This is a genomic window from Sphaerotilus sp. FB-3 (genome assembly GCF_023706025.1).
Taxonomy (GTDB): domain Bacteria; phylum Pseudomonadota; class Gammaproteobacteria; order Burkholderiales; family Burkholderiaceae_C; genus Sphaerotilus; species Sphaerotilus sulfidivorans.
The window spans coordinates 73227-90118 of the sequence record NZ_BQWE01000016.1; the positions used below are offsets into that span (position 1 = coordinate 73227).

The window sequence follows — 16892 nt, forward strand, 5'->3', positions numbered from 1 at the left end:
TTCCCATGTCATCGCCCCGAGACACCGCCCCGACCGACGATCTCAGCGCACTTGCCTGGGTCCATGACGAGCTGCGCCGCACGCTGGAGTCGGCCCAGAAGTCGCTGCGCCGCTACCTGCGCGAGGTCGGCGAGGCCGACCGCTCGGACCTCGACGATGTCGATCCGTCCATCCTGCGCCAGGCCCGCCAGCAGATCCATCAGGGCGCCGGCGCGCTCGAGCTGGTCAACCTGCCGGAGGCCGCGCTGGTGATGCGTTCGGCCGAGCAGCTGGTGCAGCGCTTCGTGGCGCGGCCGCAGCGCCTGGACGGCGCCGGCGTCGAGGCGGTCGAGAAGGCGCTGTTCGCGCTGCTCGACTTCCTGGCGCGCAAGCTCGCCGGCCAGCCGGTGCAGCCGGTCGGGCTGTTCGCGCAGTGGCGCACGCTGCTGGAGCTGACCGGCGCCGAGCGCATTCATCCGGCCGATCTGTGGCGGCGCGACTGGCAGTGGCATGCGCTGCCGGCCGCTGTCGAGGTGCCGGCGGCGCTGGTGAAGCCGGCCGACGCGACGCAGCTGGCGCGCTTCGAGAAGGCGCTGCTGGTGCTGATGCGCCAGAACCATCCGGGCGCCGCGGCCGCGCTGTCGCGCGAGTGCGCGGTGCTGGGCGCGGCCAGCGCAGGCCATGAGCAGGCGCTGTGGCGGCTGGCCGCGGCCTTCTTCGAGGCCTGGGCGCTGGCGCTGCTGGCGCCCGACCTGTATGTCAAGCGCAGCGCCTCGCGGGTGATGGCGCAGCTGCGCGGCCGGGTCAAGGGCGATCCGGACCTGTCCGACCGTCTGGCCCAGGATCTGCTGTTCCACTGCGCGCGTGCCTGGCCGGCCGAGGCGCAGGCGGCGCCGTGGCTGCGTGCGGTCCATGCCGCCTGGCATCTGGTGCCCGAGCCGCTGGTCAGCTATGACGAGCCGCTCTACGGCCGGCGTGATCCGGCGCTGGTGCTGCAGGCGCGCCGTCGCCTGCAGGCCGCCAAGGAGGCCTGGGATGCGGCTGCGGCCGGCGACGCGCAGCGCATGCTGCATCTGGGCGAGACCTTCTCGCTGGTGGGCGATTCGGTCAGCCGGCTCTACGCCGACGGCCGTGCGCTGGCCGGCGCCCTGAGCCAGGCCGCCGAGACGACGCTGCGCAGCGGCCGCGCGCCCCAGCCCGAGCTGGGCATGGAGGTCGCGACCAGCCTGCTCTATCTCGAGGCCGCGATCGACGCGGGCGATTTCGACGGCGGCGTGGCCGCGCCCGCGCACCGGCTGGCCGAGCGCATCGGCCGGGTGCTGTCCGGCCATCCCGCCCAGCCGCTCGAGCCCTGGATGGAGGAACTCTACCGCCGGGTCAGCGACCGCCAGACCCTGGGCAGCGTGGTGCAGGAGCTGCGCGGCGCGCTGCTCGAGGTCGAGCGCCAGATCGACCAGTTCTTCCGCTCCCCGCGCGAGAGCGGCCTGCTGGCGCCGGTGCCGGGCCAGCTCGGCGCGATGCGCGGCGTGCTCTCGGTGCTGGGGCTCGATGCCGGCATCTCGACGCTGCAGCGCATGCGCGCCGATGTCGAGCAGCTGCTGCATGACGACCGCGGGCCGCAGGATTCGGTCACGCTGGGCGCCTTCCAGCGTCTGGCGGCCAATCTGGGCGCGCTCGGCTTCCTGGTCGACATGCTGGGCGTGCAGCCGCAGGTGGCGCGCACCCTGTTCGTCTTCGACGAACGTCTGGGCGTGCTGGCGCCGCTGATGGGGCGCTCGGCGGTCGATGTCGACGTGATCGAGCGCGCCGAGGCGCTGGTCGAGGCGGTGCGGGAGGCGACGCTGCCGCTCGACCAGATCTCCTCGCAGCTGCAGGCGCTGCAGGACGAGTCGAGGGTGGCGGCGGTGCCGGCGCTCAGCGATCGCCTCGAGGCGGCCCGCCAGGCGCTGACGCAGGCCGATGGCGCCGGGCGGGCGCAGGCGGTGCAGGCGGTGCAGGACTTCGTCGCCACCGCGACCGCACCGCTGGACTTCGACCCGCTGGGGCCGCCGCTGACCGAGCGTCCGCTGGCGCCGCCGCCGCTGGCCGAGCCGCCCGCCTTCGCGCCGACCGGCCTGGAGGACGATCACGAGATGCGCGACGTCTTCCTCGAGGAGTCGCGCGAGGTGATCGCCGATGCGACCGACGCGCTGCGGCAGCTCGAGGCCGATCCGTCCAGTCTCACGCTGATCACCCGGCTGCGCCGCGCCTTCCATACCCTGAAGGGCAGCGCGCGCATGGTCGGCCTGAACGCTTATGGCGAGGCCGCCTGGTCCTGCGAGCAGCTCTACAACCACTGGCTGGCCGCGCAGGTGCCGGCCACGCCGAACCTGCGCACGCTGACCGGGGACGCCATCGCCTACCTGTCGGCCTGGACCGAGGCGATCGCCGGAGGCGACGCGCAGATCTTCCTGCCCGAGCCGCTGATCGCCGCCGCCGAGGCGATGCGCCAGGCCGGCGAGCTGATGCGCGTGGTGCTGCCGGGCGAGAGCCGGCCGCTGCCGATGCCGGCGCATGGGTCCGTCGGCCTGCCCGGCGCCGAGCCGGCGGTGGACCTGGAGGTCGACCTGGAGGTGCCGATCGGCACCCAGACCGCGCCGCTGATGGAGCCGCTGCAGGCCACCCGGCCGATGGATCTGCTGCTGCTGCCCGAGACCGCACACGCGGCGCCGCCGCCGGTCGAGCTGCTCGACCTGGATCTGGGCGAGCCGTACCCGGCGTCGGCCGACTTGCCCGCACCCGCACCCGCGTCCGGCCTGGATCTGGATCTCGATCTGGCCCCCGATCCGGCGCCGGCCGAGGTGGTGGCGCAGGCCGAGCCGGTGGACATGCCGGCGCCGACCGACACCCAGTCTCCGTCCACCACGCATGCGGGCGGTCTGATGGCCGAGTCCGATCTGGTGCGCGAGCCGGTCGCGCCGATCACCGAACTCGAGCCGCTGACGCTCGAGATGCCGGACGCCGATGCCGATGCCGCGCCGGCCGGGGCCGAGGTGATCCAGCTCGAGGAATTCCGGGCCCAGGTCGGCGCGGAGGTGCTGCGCGCGGCCCAGCCCGAGCGCGATCCGGATGCCGACCAGATCAAGGTCATCGGTCCGCTGCGGCTGCAGATCCCGCTGTTCAACATCTATCTGAACGAGGCCGACGAGGTCTCGCGCCGGCTCGGCACCGAGCTGACGCTGTGGTCGATGGAGCTGCCGCGCGCGCTCGACGCCGAGGTGGTGGTGCTGGCGCACCGGCTGGCCGGCAACTCCGCCACCGTGGGCTTCACCGACCTGGCCCAGCTGGCCCGGCTGCTCGAGCAGGCGCTGCAGCAGGTGCCCTCGCTGCAGCGCCATGCCCTGCTCGAGGCGGGGGACGCCGAGCTCTTCGTCACCGTCAGCGACGACATCCGTCGGCTGCTGCACCAGTTCGCCGCCGGCTTCCTGCGGCCGGCCTCGCCGGCGGTGCTGGAGCGGCTGCAGGCCTGGCTCGACGAGGTGCCGCGCCGCCTGCCTGCGCCGACGGACGGTCTGAGCGGTGACAGGGCCGTGGGGGCGGCCGACATGGCGCCTGACGTGGCAGCGGCGGCGCCGCAGCCCCTGCCCGTTCTGGCGCCGTCATCCGCGCGCCAGCCCGATCCCGAGCTCGAGGCCGACATCGACCAGATCGATCAGGTCGATGCCGACCTGTTCCCGATCTTCGTCGAGGAGGCCCAGGAGCTGCTGCCGCTGATCGAGATGCAGGGCGCCGCCTGGCAGCGCGACCCCGATCTGCGCGAGCCGGCGCCGGCGCTGATGCGGGCGCTGCACACCTTCAAGGGCAGCGCACGGCTGGCCGGCGCGATGCGCCTGGGCGAGATGGCGCACCGCCTGGAGTCGGCGGTCGAGGCGCTGGGCATGGCGCCAGACGGGCCGGGCCTGCAGCGGCTGTCGCGCCAGATCGATGCGCTGTCGGCGGCCTTCGAGGCGCTGTGCGCCCGTCAGGCCGGTGCGCCTTCGACGCTGACGGTGTCCTGGGCCACCCGGCCGGCACCGCTGCCGCCGGTCGAGCCGAGCCGCCCCAACCATCCGCCGGAAGCGGCGATGATCTCGCTGGTCGATCCGCCCCGGACGGCTGTGGTGCCGGCCGGTGCCGCGGTGGCTGCGCAGCCGCCCGCCGAGTCCGCGCCCGCGCTGCCGCCGGCGCAGCCCGGCGAGGGCGTCGACTGGAGCCGCTACCTGGCCGCTGCCGCCGCGATGCCGGCGATGCCGCAGCCGCCCGAGCGCGCGCCGGTCAACCCGCAGCCGCTGCGGGTGCGTGCGCCGCTGCTCGACCGGCTGGTCAATCTGGCCGGCGAGGTCAGCATCACCCGCTCGCGGCTGGAGTCCGAGCTGGCGCAGATCCGCGGCTCGCTGGGCGACCTCACCGACAACCTCGAGCGCCTGGGCCGCCAGCTCCATGACGTGACGCTGCAGGCCGACACCCAGCTCGAGTCGCGCCAGGCGGCCGCGCGGGCGGCGGCGCAGGAGTTCGATCCGCTCGAGCTCGACCGCTACACCCGGCTGCAGGAACTCACCCGCATGATGGCCGAGTCGGTCAACGACGTGGCCACCGTGCGCGGCGCGCTGCAGCGCACGCTGCAGACCGCCGAGGACGAACTGGCCGCGCAGGCCCGGCTGACCCGCGAGCTGCAGGGCGATCTGCTGCGCACCCGCATGGTCGAGTTCGAGAGCCTGTCCGAGCGGCTGTACCGCGTGGTGCGGCTGGCGGCGAAGGAGACCGGCCGCCAGGTGCGCTTCGACATCGTCGGCGGCTCGATCGAGGTCGACCGCGGCGTGCTCGACCGCATGAACGCGGTGCTCGAACACCTGCTGCGCAACTGCGTCACCCACGGCATCGAGCCACCCGAGCAGCGCCAGGGCGCCGGCAAGGATCCGACCGGCAGCATCGTCATCACGCTCGAGCAGGAAGGCAACGAGGTCAGCGTCGAGGTCCGCGACGATGGCGCCGGCCTGGATCTGCCGCGCATCCGCCGCCGTGCGGTCGAGATGGGCCTGATCGCCGAGGGCGCCCGGCTCGACGAGCATGAGCTGGCGAACCTGATCTTCGCGCCGGGGCTGTCCACGGTCGAGGTGCTGACCGAGGTGGCCGGGCGCGGTGTCGGCATGGATGTGGTCAAGTCCGAGGTGCAGGCGCTGGGCGGGCGCATCGAGATCCTCAGCCGTGCCGGGCGCGGCACGCGCTTCCGGCTGGTCATGCCGCTGACGACGGTGGTCACGCAGGTGGTGCTGCTGCGGGCGGGCAGCCGCTCGATCGCGGTGCCGTCCCATCTGGTCGAGCTGGTGCAGCGCCAGCCGCTCGAGCAGGTGCAGCAGGCCGCGCATGACGGCCAGTACCTGTACGGCGGCCTGCGTCTGCCGTTCTACTGGCTCGGCGCGCTGCTGGGCGGCAGCGGACACAGCCTGGAGATGGCCGGTGCACGCACCCTGCCGCTGGTGGTGGTGCGCTCGGCGCAGCAGCGGGTGGCGCTGCAGGTCGACGAGGTGCTCGGCAGCCATGAAGTGGTGGTCAAGAACCTGGGGCCGCAGCTCTCGCGCCTGCCGGGGCTGGCCGGCATGACGCTGCTGGCCTCCGGCGCGGTCGCGCTGATCTACAACCCGGTCACGCTGGCGGCGGTCTACGGCGCCGAGGCGCAGCAGCTGATGCAGGTGCCCGAGGCGCTGCCGCGCGGCACCGCGCCGCTCGAGCCGGTGCGGCCTGCGCCGCTGGTGCTGGTGGTCGACGACTCGCTCACGGTGCGGCGCATCACCCGGCGGCTGCTCGAGCGCGAGGGCCTGCGGGTCGCGCTGGCCAAGGACGGCATGGAGGCGCTGGAGCTGCTGGCCGGCGAGCGCCCGGCGGTGGTGCTGTCCGACATCGAGATGCCGCGCATGGACGGCTTCGACCTGCTGCGCAACATCCGCGGCGATTCGGCCCTGGCGGACCTGCCGGTCATCATGATCACCTCCCGGATTGCGCAGAAGCATCGTGATCTTGCGCACGAGCTGGGCGCCGACGGCTATCTGGGCAAGCCCTATGGCGAGGAGGAACTGCTAAGGCTGATCCGTCGACATGCCGATGTAGCGGCACCTCTCCCGCTCTGACGGAGTTTTCCAGATGTCCCAGAACCCACCTAGCCGGTGTGCACCGTCCATCGCGGCACCGCTGGATCTGCTGATCGAGATGACCTGCACCCGCGAGCGGGTCATGATCGACTCGGCCCTGCTGGCTGCGCTGTCCGACACCGACGGGGTGCAGGAGGTGCGGCTGTGGCGCCTGATCGGCGAGGCCGACGGTCCGCGCTTCTGGATCCTGTGCGGCCTCCAGCGTGCCGGCCGCGAGCCGCCGATCGTGGCCGACCAGCTGCCCGACGACGAGCGCGATCCGCTGGTGCTCTCCAGCCTGCCTTCGCACTGGCAGTGCTTCGAGCGGGCCGAGGTGACGACGACCGTGCAGGGCGAACGGCATCTGCTGCTGCTGCCGATGGCCGGCGACCTGCACACCGCCGGCGTGCTCGAGGTCTGCTCCTCGCGGCCGGTCAGCGACTCGGTGCGCACGCTGCTGGCCTGCGTGCTGCGGGTGCATGGCAACTACATGTCGCTGCTCGACTACAGCGAGCGCGACACGCTCACCGGCCTGCTCAACCGCAAGAGCTTCGACTCCACCTTCCTGCAGGCGACGGTGGTCGACGCGCACCGGCTCTATTCGGTGCACGATGTGGCCGCCACCGCGACGGCCGTGCCCGAGCGCCGCCAGGACGGCCCGCGGCGCTACTGGCTCGGTGTCATCGACATCGACCATTTCAAGCAGATCAACGATCGCTTCGGTCATCTGGTCGGCGACGAGGCGCTGACGGTGCTGGCCCGGCTGATGCGCTCGACCTTCCGCTATGACGACCGCCTCTACCGCTTCGGCGGCGAGGAATTCGTCGTGCTGCTGTCGGCGCCCGACGAGGACAGCGCCCGCGCCGCCTTCGAGCGTTTCCGCCATGCGGTGGAGAGCCACTACTTCATCGGCATCGGCCGCTCGACGGTCAGCATCGGCTTCAGCGACGTGCGTGCCGGCGACACCCCGCAGGCCTGCTTCGACCGGGCCGACAAGGCGGTCTACTACGGCAAGACCCACGGCCGCAACCAGGTCTGTTCGCAGCTCGCGCTGGTGGCGGCCGGCGAGCTCGAGGACAACATGAAGTTCGGCTCGGTCGAGCTGTTCTGAGTCTGGCCTGAGCCTGGCCGCGCCGCCGCGGCTCAGCGCCGCGCCGCGACCTTCTTCACCGCCTCGAAGCGCGCCAGCGTGCGTGCCCGCGCCTCGTCATGGTCGACGACCGGCTGCGGATAGGTCCTGCCCAGTTCCACGCCCGCCGCCAGCCGCTCCATCGGCCGGGCCTGCCAGGGCGCGTGGATCGCGTCGTCGTCCAGCCCGGCCAGCTCCGGCACATAGCGGCGGATGAAGCGTCCCTCCGCATCGAACTTCCGGCTCTGCGTCATCGGGTTGAAGATGCGGAAATAGGGCTGCGCATCGCAGCCGGTGGACGCCGCCCACTGCCAGCCGCCGTTGTTGGCGGCCAGGTCGAAGTCGTTCAGGTGCAGCGCGAACCAGGCCTCGCCGCGGCGCCAGTCGATCCCCAGATGCTTGGTCAGGAAGCTGGCGGCGATCATGCGCAGCCGGTTGTGCATGTAGCCGGTCTTCGCGAGCTGGCGCATCGCCGCGTCGACGATCGGGTATCCGGTCCGCCCGGCGCACCAGGCCTCGAACAGCGCATCGGCCGCCTTGCCGTGCTCCCAGCGGATCGCGTCGTACTCCGGCTTGAAGCAGTGGCCGACGACACGCGGATGGTGGTGCAGGATCTGGAAGTAGAAGTCGCGCCAGATCAGCTCCGACAGCCAGACCTCGGCGCCGCGCGAGCCGGCCGTCACCCGCTCGTGCGCCAGCCGCGCGAGCTGGCGGATCGACACCGTGCCGAAGCGCAGGTGCACGCTCAGGTAGCTCGGGCCCTTGATGGCCGGGAAGTCGCGGCTGCTGTCGTAGCGGTCGATGCGCTCGAGAAAGTCCAGCAGCAGGTGCTCGCCGCCCGAGGCGCCCGGATGCAGCCGCGCGGCCATGTCGGTGGGCGCGAAGCCGAGCGCCTCCAGCGTCGGGATGCCGAGGTCGAAGTCGGTCGGCACCGGGGCGAGATGGCGCGCGTGGCGCTCGACCGGATAGGCCTTCAGGTAGAAGCCGCCGCCCTCGGCCAGCTTCTTCAGCCAGGCGTTGCGGTAGGGCGTGAAGACCGAGAAGGGCGTGCCGGCGGCGGTCAGCACCTCGTCGGTCTCGAAGATCACCTGGTCCTTCCAGCTGAGGAAGGAGATGCCGGCGTCGGCCAGCGCGCCGCGCACCTTCGCGTCGCGCGCGATCGCGGCGGGCTCGTGGTCGCGCGCGACATGCACGGCCTGCACATGCAGCGCGCGAGCCAGTCGCGGGATCTCCTCGCGCGGGTCGCCCTGGCGCACGATCAGGCCGCCGCCGAGCGCGCGCAGCCGCCGGTCGAGCTCGTGCAGCGCGTGCCAGATGAACTCGACGCGGCGGTCGGCCCGGGGCAGCCCGGTCAGGATCGTGGTGTCGAGAATGAAGACGCACCAGACCTGGCGGGCCTGGCGCAGCGCGCGGTGCAGCGCGGCATGGTCGTCGACGCGCAGGTCGCGGCGCAGCCAGACCAGCGCCCGGTCGACCGGGTCGAGCGTGGGGGAGGGGGGCAGTCGCGTGGGCATCTGCGCAGTGTGCGTGATCGCTACAATCCGCGCCATGTCCGGCCTTGGCAGCATCAACCTCACCAACCAGTTCCTGATCGCCATGCCCGGCATGGCCGACGATCATTTCGCCGGCTCGGTCGTCTACCTGTGCGAGCACACCGAGCGCGGCGCGCTCGGACTGGTCATCAACAAGCCGATCGACATCACGATCGCCAATCTGTTCGAGCGCGTCGAGATGGCGCTGGACCGCGAGGACCTGGCCGCCGTGCCGGTGCATTTCGGCGGCCCGGTGCAGACCGAGCGCGGCTTCGTGCTGCACGACCGACCGGCCGACGATGCGGCGGCCTACGCCTCCTCGCTGCTGGTGCCCGGCGGCCTGGCGATGACCACCAGCCGTGATGTGCTCGAGGCGCTGTCGGGCGGCAACGGCCCGCGCCGGGTGCTGATCACGCTGGGCTATGCCGGCTGGGGCGCCGGCCAGCTCGAGGACGAGCTGTCGCGCAACGGCTGGCTGACCGTCGATGCCGATCCGGCCATCATCTTCGACACGCCGGCCGAGCAGCGCTACCAGCGCGCGCTGTCGCTGCTGGGCATCGACCCGGCCTTCCTGGCTCAGGAGGCGGGTCACGCATGAGCCCGCTGCGACCGCCCGAGACCTATCTGGCCTTCGACTACGGCCTGCGCCGGACCGGGGTGGCCAGCGGCAGCCGCACGCTGGGCCGCGGCTCGCCGCTCAGGACCATCGCCGCCGAGGGCCAGGCCCGCTTCGCGCCGATCGAGGCGCTGATCCGCGAATGGCGCCCCGATGCGCTGGTCGTCGGCGTGCCGCGCCACCCGGACGGCGCCGACCACGAGAACACCCGCCGTGCCCAGCGCTTCGCGCGTCAGCTGCAGGGCCGCTTCGGCCTGCCGGTGTTCGAGGTCGACGAGCGCTACAGCACCACCGAGGTGCTGGCCGCCGGTGCGCGCGATGCCGATGCCGCCGCCGCGGCCCTGCTGCTGACCCAGCATTTCGACGAGCTCGACCGCGCCGCGCAGGCCGCCACGCTGGCGCGGCTGCAAGAACAAGACCCCGAAGAAACGAACCCACCGAAGGATTGACCCCATGAGTCTGCATCTCGATGCCGAGGCGCTCTACGGCGAGCTGCTGACCGGCGTGCGCGGGCTGCTCGAGCCCGACGCCGTCCTGGTCGGCGTGTGGTCCGGCGGCGCCTGGCTGGCCGAGCGACTGCAGCGCGATCTCGGCCTGGCCCTGCCGCACGGCGTCATCTCCAGCACGCTGCACCGCGACGACTTCAGCTCGCGCGGCCTGGGCTCGACCACCGACGCGACGAACCTGCCGTTCAGCGTCGACGGCCGCCCGATCGTGCTGATCGACGACGTGCTCTACACCGGCCGCACGACGCGTGCGGTCATCAACGAGCTGTTCGACTTCGGCCGGCCGTCCTCGGTCCGGCTCGCCGTGCTGGTCGACCGGGGCGGGCGCCAGCTGCCGATCCAGGCCGCCTTCGCCGCCGCGCGCATCGCGCTGCCGGCCACCCAGCAGATCGCGCTCGACCGCGACGAGACCGGCCGCTTCCGCTTCACGGTCCGCGACACCCAGGAGACCCGCTGATGCTCTCGCGCCGCAATCCCCAGCTCAACAAGCACGGCGAGCTGATCCATCTGCTGTCGATCGAGGGCCTGCCCCGGGCGGTGCTCACGCACATTCTCGACACCGCCAGCACCTTCCTGGCGGTCAACGACCGCGAGGTCAAGAAGGTGCCGCTGCTGCGCGGCAAGTCGGTGTTCAACCTGTTCTTCGAGAACTCGACCCGCACCCGCACCACCTTCGAGATCGCCGCCAAGCGCCTGTCGGCGGACGTGATCAACCTCGACATCGCCAAGTCCAGCGCGTCGAAGGGCGAGAGCCTGCTCGACACCATCGCCAACCTGTCGGCGATGCATGCCGACATGTTCGTGGTGCGCCACAGCGAGTCGGGCGCGCCCTACCTGATCGCGCAGCACTGCGCGCCGCATGTCCATGTGGTCAACGCCGGCGACGGCCGCCACGCGCACCCCACGCAGGGGCTGCTCGACATGTACACCATCCGCCACTACAAGAAGGACTTCACCAGGCTGCGGGTGGCGATCGTCGGCGACATCGTGCACAGCCGCGTGGCGCGCTCGGACATCCATGCGCTGACCACGCTGGGCGTGCCCGAGATTCGCGCGGTGGGCCCGAAGACGCTGGTGCCGGGCAATCTGGCCGAGATGGGCGTGCAGGTCCACCACGACATGGCCGAGGGCATCCGCGATGCCGACGTCATCATCATGCTGCGCCTGCAGAACGAGCGCATGAGCGGCGCGATGCTGCCCAGCGCCGGCGAGTATTTCAAGAGCTACGGCCTGACCGAGGAGAAGCTCGCGCTGGCCGCGCCCGACTGCATCGTGATGCACCCGGGCCCGATCAACCGCGGCGTCGAGATCGATTCGGTGGTGGCCGACGGCCAGCACAGCGTGATCCTGCCGCAGGTGACGTTTGGCATTGCGGTGCGCATGGCGGTGATGTCGATCATCGCGGGGAACGAAGCATGAAGATCCTGATCCAGAACGGCCGCGTCGTCGATCCGGCCTCGGGCCGCGACGAGATCGCCGATGTGGCGATCGCCGCCGGCCGCATCGTCGCCATCGGCGCGGTGCCAGCCGACTTCCAGCCCAGCCGCACCCTCGACGCACGCGGCTGCGTCGTCGCGCCCGGCCTGGTCGACCTGGCCGCGCGGCTGCGCGAGCGCGGCATGCTCGAGAGCGAGCTGAACGCGGCGGCGGCCGGCGGCGTGACCAGCCTGGTCTGCCCGCCCGACACCGACCCGGCGCTCGACGAGCCCGGCCTGGTCGAGATGCTGAAGTTCCGCGCCCGCAAGCTCTCGCTGTGCCGGCTGTTCCCGCTGGGCGCGCTGACCCGCGGTCTGAAGGGCGAGGCGCTGACCGAGATGGCCGAGCTGACGGCCGCCGGCTGCGTCGGCTTCTCGCAGGCCGAATCGGCGATCAAGGACACCCTGGTGCTGCAGCGCGCGATGATGTATGCGTCCTCGCACAACCTGTCGCTGTGGCTGCGTCCGGTCGATCCGTGGCTGGGCAAGGGCGTGGCCGCCAGCGGCGCGGTCGCCACCCGGCTGGGCCTGTCGGGCGTGCCGGTGGCCTCCGAGACCATCTCGCTGCACACCCTCTTCGAGCTGATGCGCGCCACCGGCGTGCGGGTGCACCTGTGCCGTCTGTCGAGCGCCGCCGGCGTCGAGCTGGTGCGCCAGGCCAAGGCCGAGGGCCTGCCGGTCACCGCGGATGTCAGCATCAACTCGCTGCACCTGACCGATGTCGACATCGGCTACTTCAACCCGGCGATGCGCCTGACGCCGCCGTTGCGCCAGGGCCGCGACCGCGACGCGCTGCGGGCCGGTCTGGCCGACGGCACGATCGACGCGCTGGTCTCCGACCACACGCCGGTCGAGGGCGATGCCAAGACGCTGCCCTTCGGCGAGGCCGAGCCGGGCGCGACCGGCCTGGAGCTGCTGCTCAGCCTGGCGCTGAAGTGGGGCCAGGACCAGGAGCTGTCGCTGGCGCAGACGCTGGCGCGCGTCACCTCGGATCCGGTGCGGGTTCTGGGCGATGCGCTGGGCTCGCTGGCCTCGAGCGCCGGCCGGCTGGTCGAGGGCGGCGTGGCCGATGTCTGCGTCTTCGATCCCGACGAGACCTGGCCGGTCACGCCCGATGTGCTGCACAGCCAGGGCAAGCACACCCCGTTCGCCTTCGCCGACACCGGCATGGCGCTGCCGGGCCGGGTGCGCGCGACGCTGGTCGCCGGCACCATCGCGCACGAGCTGCGCTGAGGCCGGGCCGCGGCGTGCTGCGCAGTCTCAGGGCGATCTGGCGCCTCGGCCGGGTGCTGGTGCACATCCTGCACGGCGTCTGGGTCGCCTGGCGGGAGTTCGACGGCGCCAGCGTCGCGCACCGCTGCGCCCGCATCCAGTGGTGGTCGGCCAAGCTGCTGGCGCTGCTGGGCCTGCGGCTGCGGCCGGACGGGCGCTTCGCGCCGGGCGCGCACCTGATCGCCGCCAACCATGTCTCCTGGCTCGACATCATCGCGGTGCATGCGGTCTGCCCGCAGGCGCGCTTCGTCTCGAAGGCCGATGTGAAGGCCTGGCCGGTGCTGGGCTGGCTGATCGCGGCCGCCGGCACGATCTTCATCGAGCGCGAGAGCAAGCGCGACGCGCTGCGGGTGGTGCACCAGTCGGCCGAGGCGCTGGCCGCCGGCGACACGGTGGCCTTCTTCCCCGAGGGCACCACCTCCGACGGCCATCATCTGCTGCCCTTTCACGCCAATCTGCTGCAGGCGGCGGTCACCGCGGGCGTGCCGGTGCAGCCGCTGGCGCTGCGCTTCTCCGAGCCCGGCCACCCGGTCAGCCCGGCGGCGGCCTACATCGGCGACACCACGCTGCTGCAGAGTCTGTGGCGCATCGCCTCGGCCGACGCGATCGAGGTGCGCATCGGCATCCTGGCGCCGATCGCGTCGGCCGGCCTGGATCGCCGCGCGCTGTCGCTGCTGCTGCGCGCGCGCATCGCCGCCGCGCTCGGCATCGCGTCCGACACGCCGCCGGCCTGAGTCTCGGGCAGAATCGACCGGATCCGGCAACGACGAACCGTTCGAGAAAGCCCGACCATGCTCTACAAGTTCCGCTCCAAGGCCTCCGGCGACGTGATCATGACCTCCGAGGTCGGCGACCGGCTGATGCGCCTGATCGGTCGCGAGCCGGCGCCGCAGGGCATCTTCCAGCCGGCGCAGATGCCCGATCTGATCGGCCAGCTGGAGTCGGCCGTGCGCGACGAGGAGGAGGCGCGCCGTCGCGCCGAGGCCGAGGCCGCCGCCGAGGGCCGCACGCTGCCGGCCCCGAAGGGCGTGAGCCTGCGCCAGCGCGTCTGGCCGCTGATCGACATGATGCGGCGCTGCGCCGAGGCCGACGAGGTCATCGTCTGGGGCGTCTGAGCCTCACCGCATCGCCTGCATTTCCAGCCCCTGCACGACATCTGCACGACACCCGGAGACCGATCCCATGCAACTGCGCAGCGACAGCCTGACCGACGGCGCCGCCATTCCCGCCCGCCTCGCCGCCGGCCGTCCCGACGAGGCCAGCATCGTCACCTTCTCCGACAACCTCAGCCCGCATCTGGCCTGGAGCGATCTGCCGGCCGGCACGAAGAGCCTGGCGCTGATCTGCCACGATCCGGACGTGCCCAGCCGCGGCGACGACGTCAACCAGACCGACCGCGAGGTGCCGGCTGACCTGCCGCGCGTCGACTTCTTCCACTGGGTGATGGTCGACCTGCCGCCGACGCTGGGCCAGATCGCCGAGGGCGAGTTCAGCCAGGGCTTCACCGCCCGCGGCAAGGCCGGCCCCGAGACGCTGCACGGCGCGCGCCACGGCCTGAACGACTACACCGGCTGGTTCGCCGGCAACGCCGACATGTCGGGTTCGTACTTCGGCTACGACGGCCCCTTCCCGCCGTTCAACGACAGCCTGGTGCACCACTATGTCTTCACGCTGTTTGCGCTGGACCTGGAACGCTGCCCGGTCGAGGGTGCCTTCACCGGTGCGCAGGTGCGCGAGGCGATCGCCGGCCATGTGCTCGGCCAGGCCTCGATCACCGGCTCCTACACCCTGAACCGGCGCCTGGGTGCCGGCGCAGGCGCCTGACGGGACGGCGCGGCATGGGCCACGGCACCCGCATTCTCGCGATCCGTCACGGCGAGACCGCCTGGAACGTCGACACCCGCATCCAGGGCCAGCTCGACATCCCGCTCAACGACACCGGCCGCTGGCAGGCCGGGCGGGTCGCCGAGGCGCTCGCCGGCGAGGACATCGCGGCGATCTACGCCTCCGACCTGGTCCGTGCCGCCGACACCGCCGCGGCCATCTCGCTGCGCACCGGCCTGCCGGTCATTCACGACCAGGGCCTGCGCGAGCGGCGCTTCGGCCTGTTCCAGGGCCGCACCGTCGCGGAGATCGAGGCGATCCACCCGGACCTGGTCCGGCGCTGGAAGTCGCGTGAGCCCGACTTCGAGCCCGAGGGCGCCGAGTCGCTGCGTGTCTTCTACCAGCGCTCGGTCGATGCCGCCCAGCGCCTGGCGGCGGCTCACCCCGGCGAGACGGTGGTGCTGGTGGCGCACGGCGGCGTGCTCGACTGCCTGTACCGCGCCGCCTGCGGCATGCCCATCGAGGCGCCGCGCACCTGGCAGCTCGGCAACGCCAGCATCAACCGCCTGCTGTTCACCGGCGAGCGGCTGACCATGATCGGCTGGGGCGACATCCAGCACCTCGAAGGCGACGCCCTCGAGGAAAGCAGCGATGGCGGCCGCAGCCTCACGCCGGCGCACAGCCTGTCCTGAGCGCGGTCACGCGCCGTCTCCGAACAGGTCGGGACCGCCGCTGACCAGGCCGGCGCGCTGCGGCGGCGTCACGCCCAGGTGGCGCCAGGCCGCCAGCGTCGCCACCCGGCCGCGCGGGGTGCGCTGCAGATAGCCCTGCTGGATCAGGTAGGGCTCGATCACGTCCTCGATCGTGCCGGCGTCCTCGCCGATCGCGGCGGCGACGTTCTCGAGCCCGACCGGACCGCCGTCGAAGCGGTGCACCACCGCCTCCAGGAACTTGCGGTCCATCAGGTCGAAGCCGACCGGATCGACATCGAGCATCGTCAGCGCGCGGTCGGCCACCGTCTTGACGATGCGGCCGTCGCCCTTGACCTCGGCATAGTCGCGCACCCGGCGCAGCAGCCGGTTGGCGATGCGCGGCGTGCCGCGCGAGCGCCGCGCCAGCTCCATCGCGCCCTCGGCGTCGATCGGCGCGCCCAGCAGCCCGGCCGAGCGGGTGACGATCCTCGAGAGTTCTTCGGGCGTGTAGAACTCCAGCCGCGCGATGATGCCGAAGCGGTCGCGCAAGGGATTGGTCAGCATGCCCGCGCGGGTCGTGGCACCGACCAGCGTGAACGGCTGCAGGTCGAGCTTGATCGAGCGCGCCGCCGGGCCCTCGCCGATCATGATGTCGATCTGGTAGTCCTCCAGTGCCGGGTAGAGGATCTCCTCGACGACCGGGCTCAGGCGGTGGATCTCGTCGATGAAGAGCACGTCGTTCTTCTCGAGGCTGGTCAGGATCGCGGCCAGGTCCTTGGGCTTCTCGAGCACCGGGCCGCTGGTCTGGCGCAGGTTCACGCCCAGCTCGGCGGCGACGATGTGGCTCAGCGTCGTCTTGCCCAGTCCCGGCGGGCCGAACAGCAGCACATGGTCGAGCGCCTCGCGGCGCTTCCTGGCCGCGCCGATGAAGATCTCGAGCTGCTCGCGCGCCCGCGTCTGGCCGATGTACTCGCCCAGCAGCTTCGGGCGCAGCGCGCGTTCCAGGGCTTCTTCCTGGGGCGTGCCGGCAGCGGCGCTGACGATGCGTTTCGGGGGGGCGGCGAAGTCGTCGGTCTGGATGGCCATGCGCGGAATTGTCCGTCAAAGCCGGCCGACGACCGGCCGGAAACCGTACGCAGGACTGTCTATTTCACCAGTGATTTCAGCGCCGCGCGAATGCCGTCGCTGACGCCGATGTCGGCGGGCAGCGCCTTGATCGCCGCGGCCGCGTCCTTGTCGCTGTAGCCCAGCGCGACCAGCGCCTGCACGATGTCGGCCTGCGCGTCGCTGGTGACGACCGCGCCGGCCGGCACGCCCAGGTCGGGCGCGAGCTTGCCCTTGAGTTCGAGCAGCAGGCGCTCGGCGGTCTTCTTGCCGATGCCGGGCACCTTGACCAGGCGGCCGGGCTGCTGCTGGCTCACTGCCTGCGCCAGTTCCTGCGCGCTCATGCCCGACAGCACCGCCAGCGCGATGCGCGGGCCCACGCCGCTGATGCGGATGAGCTGGCGGAAGGTCTCGCGCTCCTCCAGCGTCAGGAAGCCGTAGAGCAGCTGCGCGTCCTCGCGCACCACCATGTGGGTGTGCAGCGTGACGCGCTCGCCCAGGTGCGGCAGGCTGCAGAAGGTGCTCATCGGCACGTCGACCTCGTAGCCGACGCCGCCGACATCCATGAGCACGAGCGGCGGGGATTTCTCCGCCAGGGTTCCGGTGAGTCGTCCGATCAT

The 16892-nt window shown here is 72.0% G+C and carries 14 protein-coding genes; 11 read left to right on the top strand and 3 right to left on the bottom strand.

The genetic code is table 11. The features are described from left to right. Window positions 1-5 precede the first annotated feature (5 nt). Both NFT33_RS08605 and NFT33_RS08610 read left to right on the top strand, forming a co-directional pair. Window positions 6-6122, top strand: a complete 6117-nt coding sequence (locus NFT33_RS08605) for a hybrid sensor histidine kinase/response regulator (RefSeq protein WP_251674622.1) — start codon at window positions 6-8, stop codon at window positions 6120-6122. 13 nt (window positions 6123-6135) lie between these two features. Beyond that, window positions 6136-7233 (top strand): GGDEF domain-containing protein, encoded by a 1098-nt coding sequence (locus NFT33_RS08610; protein ID WP_149502356.1) that lies wholly within the window; start codon window positions 6136-6138, stop codon window positions 7231-7233. Between the two features lie 32 nt (window positions 7234-7265). Here the strand turns inward: NFT33_RS08610 and NFT33_RS08615 are convergent, their stop codons facing one another. After that, entirely contained in the window at window positions 7266-8765 is a 1500-nt protein-coding gene (locus NFT33_RS08615; RefSeq protein ID WP_251674624.1) for a cryptochrome/photolyase family protein, read from the bottom strand. A gap of 34 nt (window positions 8766-8799) precedes the next feature. Between NFT33_RS08615 and NFT33_RS08620 the strand changes: the two genes are divergently transcribed. The 9 genes from NFT33_RS08620 (at window position 8800) to NFT33_RS08660 (ending at window position 15168) form a co-directional block, all read left to right on the top strand. Then, the gene (locus NFT33_RS08620; RefSeq protein ID WP_037477396.1) at window positions 8800-9381 is read left to right on the top strand and encodes a YqgE/AlgH family protein; all 582 of its coding nucleotides are present in this window, start codon (window positions 8800-8802) and stop codon (window positions 9379-9381) included. Continuing rightward, entirely contained in the window at window positions 9378-9848 is a 471-nt protein-coding gene (ruvX, locus tag NFT33_RS08625) for a Holliday junction resolvase RuvX (RefSeq protein WP_251674626.1), read from the top strand. The genes NFT33_RS08620 and ruvX overlap by 4 nt, the downstream gene beginning before the upstream one ends. A gap of 4 nt (window positions 9849-9852) precedes the next feature. After that, the gene (pyrR, locus tag NFT33_RS08630; RefSeq protein WP_251674628.1) at window positions 9853-10362 is read left to right on the top strand and encodes a bifunctional pyr operon transcriptional regulator/uracil phosphoribosyltransferase PyrR; all 510 of its coding nucleotides are present in this window, start codon (window positions 9853-9855) and stop codon (window positions 10360-10362) included. Next, on the top strand, window positions 10362-11324 hold the full coding sequence (locus NFT33_RS08635; RefSeq protein WP_251674630.1) for an aspartate carbamoyltransferase catalytic subunit: 963 nt from the start codon (window positions 10362-10364) through the stop codon (window positions 11322-11324). Before pyrR ends, NFT33_RS08635 begins: the two co-directional genes overlap by 1 nt. Next, entirely contained in the window at window positions 11321-12613 is a 1293-nt protein-coding gene (locus tag NFT33_RS08640; RefSeq protein ID WP_251674632.1) for a dihydroorotase, read from the top strand. Before NFT33_RS08635 ends, NFT33_RS08640 begins: the two co-directional genes overlap by 4 nt. Window positions 12614-12627: 14 nt before the next feature. Next, a complete protein-coding gene (locus NFT33_RS08645) occupies window positions 12628-13386 on the top strand; it encodes a lysophospholipid acyltransferase family protein (RefSeq protein ID WP_251674634.1) in 759 nt (252 codons plus the stop codon). Window positions 13387-13443: 57 nt separating this feature from the next. Then, window positions 13444-13767: a DUF1840 domain-containing protein gene (locus NFT33_RS08650; protein ID WP_220786737.1), complete on the top strand. Its 324-nt coding sequence runs from the start codon at window positions 13444-13446 to the stop codon at window positions 13765-13767. A 67-nt stretch (window positions 13768-13834) separates the two neighbouring features. Next, entirely contained in the window at window positions 13835-14476 is a 642-nt protein-coding gene (locus NFT33_RS08655; protein WP_251674636.1) for a YbhB/YbcL family Raf kinase inhibitor-like protein, read from the top strand. Window positions 14477-14490: 14 nt separating this feature from the next. Beyond that, complete coding sequence (locus NFT33_RS08660) at window positions 14491-15168, top strand: histidine phosphatase family protein (RefSeq protein ID WP_149502365.1); 678 nt, start codon at window positions 14491-14493, stop codon at window positions 15166-15168. A gap of 6 nt (window positions 15169-15174) precedes the next feature. Here the strand turns inward: NFT33_RS08660 and ruvB are convergent, their stop codons facing one another. Together ruvB and ruvA are read right to left on the bottom strand one after the other, a co-directional pair. Continuing rightward, on the bottom strand, window positions 15175-16254 hold the full coding sequence (ruvB, locus tag NFT33_RS08665; RefSeq protein ID WP_220786739.1) for a Holliday junction branch migration DNA helicase RuvB: 1080 nt from the start codon (window positions 16252-16254) through the stop codon (window positions 15175-15177). A 59-nt stretch (window positions 16255-16313) separates the two neighbouring features. Then, the gene (gene ruvA / locus NFT33_RS08670; protein ID WP_220786740.1) at window positions 16314-16892 is read right to left on the bottom strand and encodes a Holliday junction branch migration protein RuvA; all 579 of its coding nucleotides are present in this window, start codon (window positions 16890-16892) and stop codon (window positions 16314-16316) included.

Excerpts from the sequence above, each read along its gene's own strand:
- ruvA (WP_220786740.1), bottom strand. The coding sequence starts at position 16,892 with ATGATCGGACGACTCACCGGAACCCTGGCGGAGAAATCCCCGCCGCTC.
- NFT33_RS08610 (WP_149502356.1), top strand. The coding sequence starts at position 6,136 with ATGTCCCAGAACCCACCTAGCCGGTGTGCACCGTCCATCGCGGCACCG.
- NFT33_RS08605 (WP_251674622.1), top strand. The coding sequence starts at position 6 with ATGTCATCGCCCCGAGACACCGCCCCGACCGACGATCTCAGCGCACTT.
- NFT33_RS08620 (WP_037477396.1), top strand. The coding sequence starts at position 8,800 with ATGTCCGGCCTTGGCAGCATCAACCTCACCAACCAGTTCCTGATCGCC.
- ruvB (WP_220786739.1), bottom strand. The coding sequence starts at position 16,254 with ATGGCCATCCAGACCGACGACTTCGCCGCCCCCCCGAAACGCATCGTC.
- NFT33_RS08640 (WP_251674632.1), top strand. The coding sequence starts at position 11,321 with ATGAAGATCCTGATCCAGAACGGCCGCGTCGTCGATCCGGCCTCGGGC.
- NFT33_RS08615 (WP_251674624.1), bottom strand. The coding sequence starts at position 8,765 with ATGCCCACGCGACTGCCCCCCTCCCCCACGCTCGACCCGGTCGACCGG.
- NFT33_RS08635 (WP_251674630.1), top strand. The coding sequence starts at position 10,362 with ATGCTCTCGCGCCGCAATCCCCAGCTCAACAAGCACGGCGAGCTGATC.
- NFT33_RS08655 (WP_251674636.1), top strand. The coding sequence starts at position 13,835 with ATGCAACTGCGCAGCGACAGCCTGACCGACGGCGCCGCCATTCCCGCC.
- NFT33_RS08660 (WP_149502365.1), top strand. The coding sequence starts at position 14,491 with ATGGGCCACGGCACCCGCATTCTCGCGATCCGTCACGGCGAGACCGCC.
- NFT33_RS08650 (WP_220786737.1), top strand. The coding sequence starts at position 13,444 with ATGCTCTACAAGTTCCGCTCCAAGGCCTCCGGCGACGTGATCATGACC.
- pyrR (WP_251674628.1), top strand. The coding sequence starts at position 9,853 with ATGAGTCTGCATCTCGATGCCGAGGCGCTCTACGGCGAGCTGCTGACC.
- ruvX (WP_251674626.1), top strand. The coding sequence starts at position 9,378 with ATGAGCCCGCTGCGACCGCCCGAGACCTATCTGGCCTTCGACTACGGC.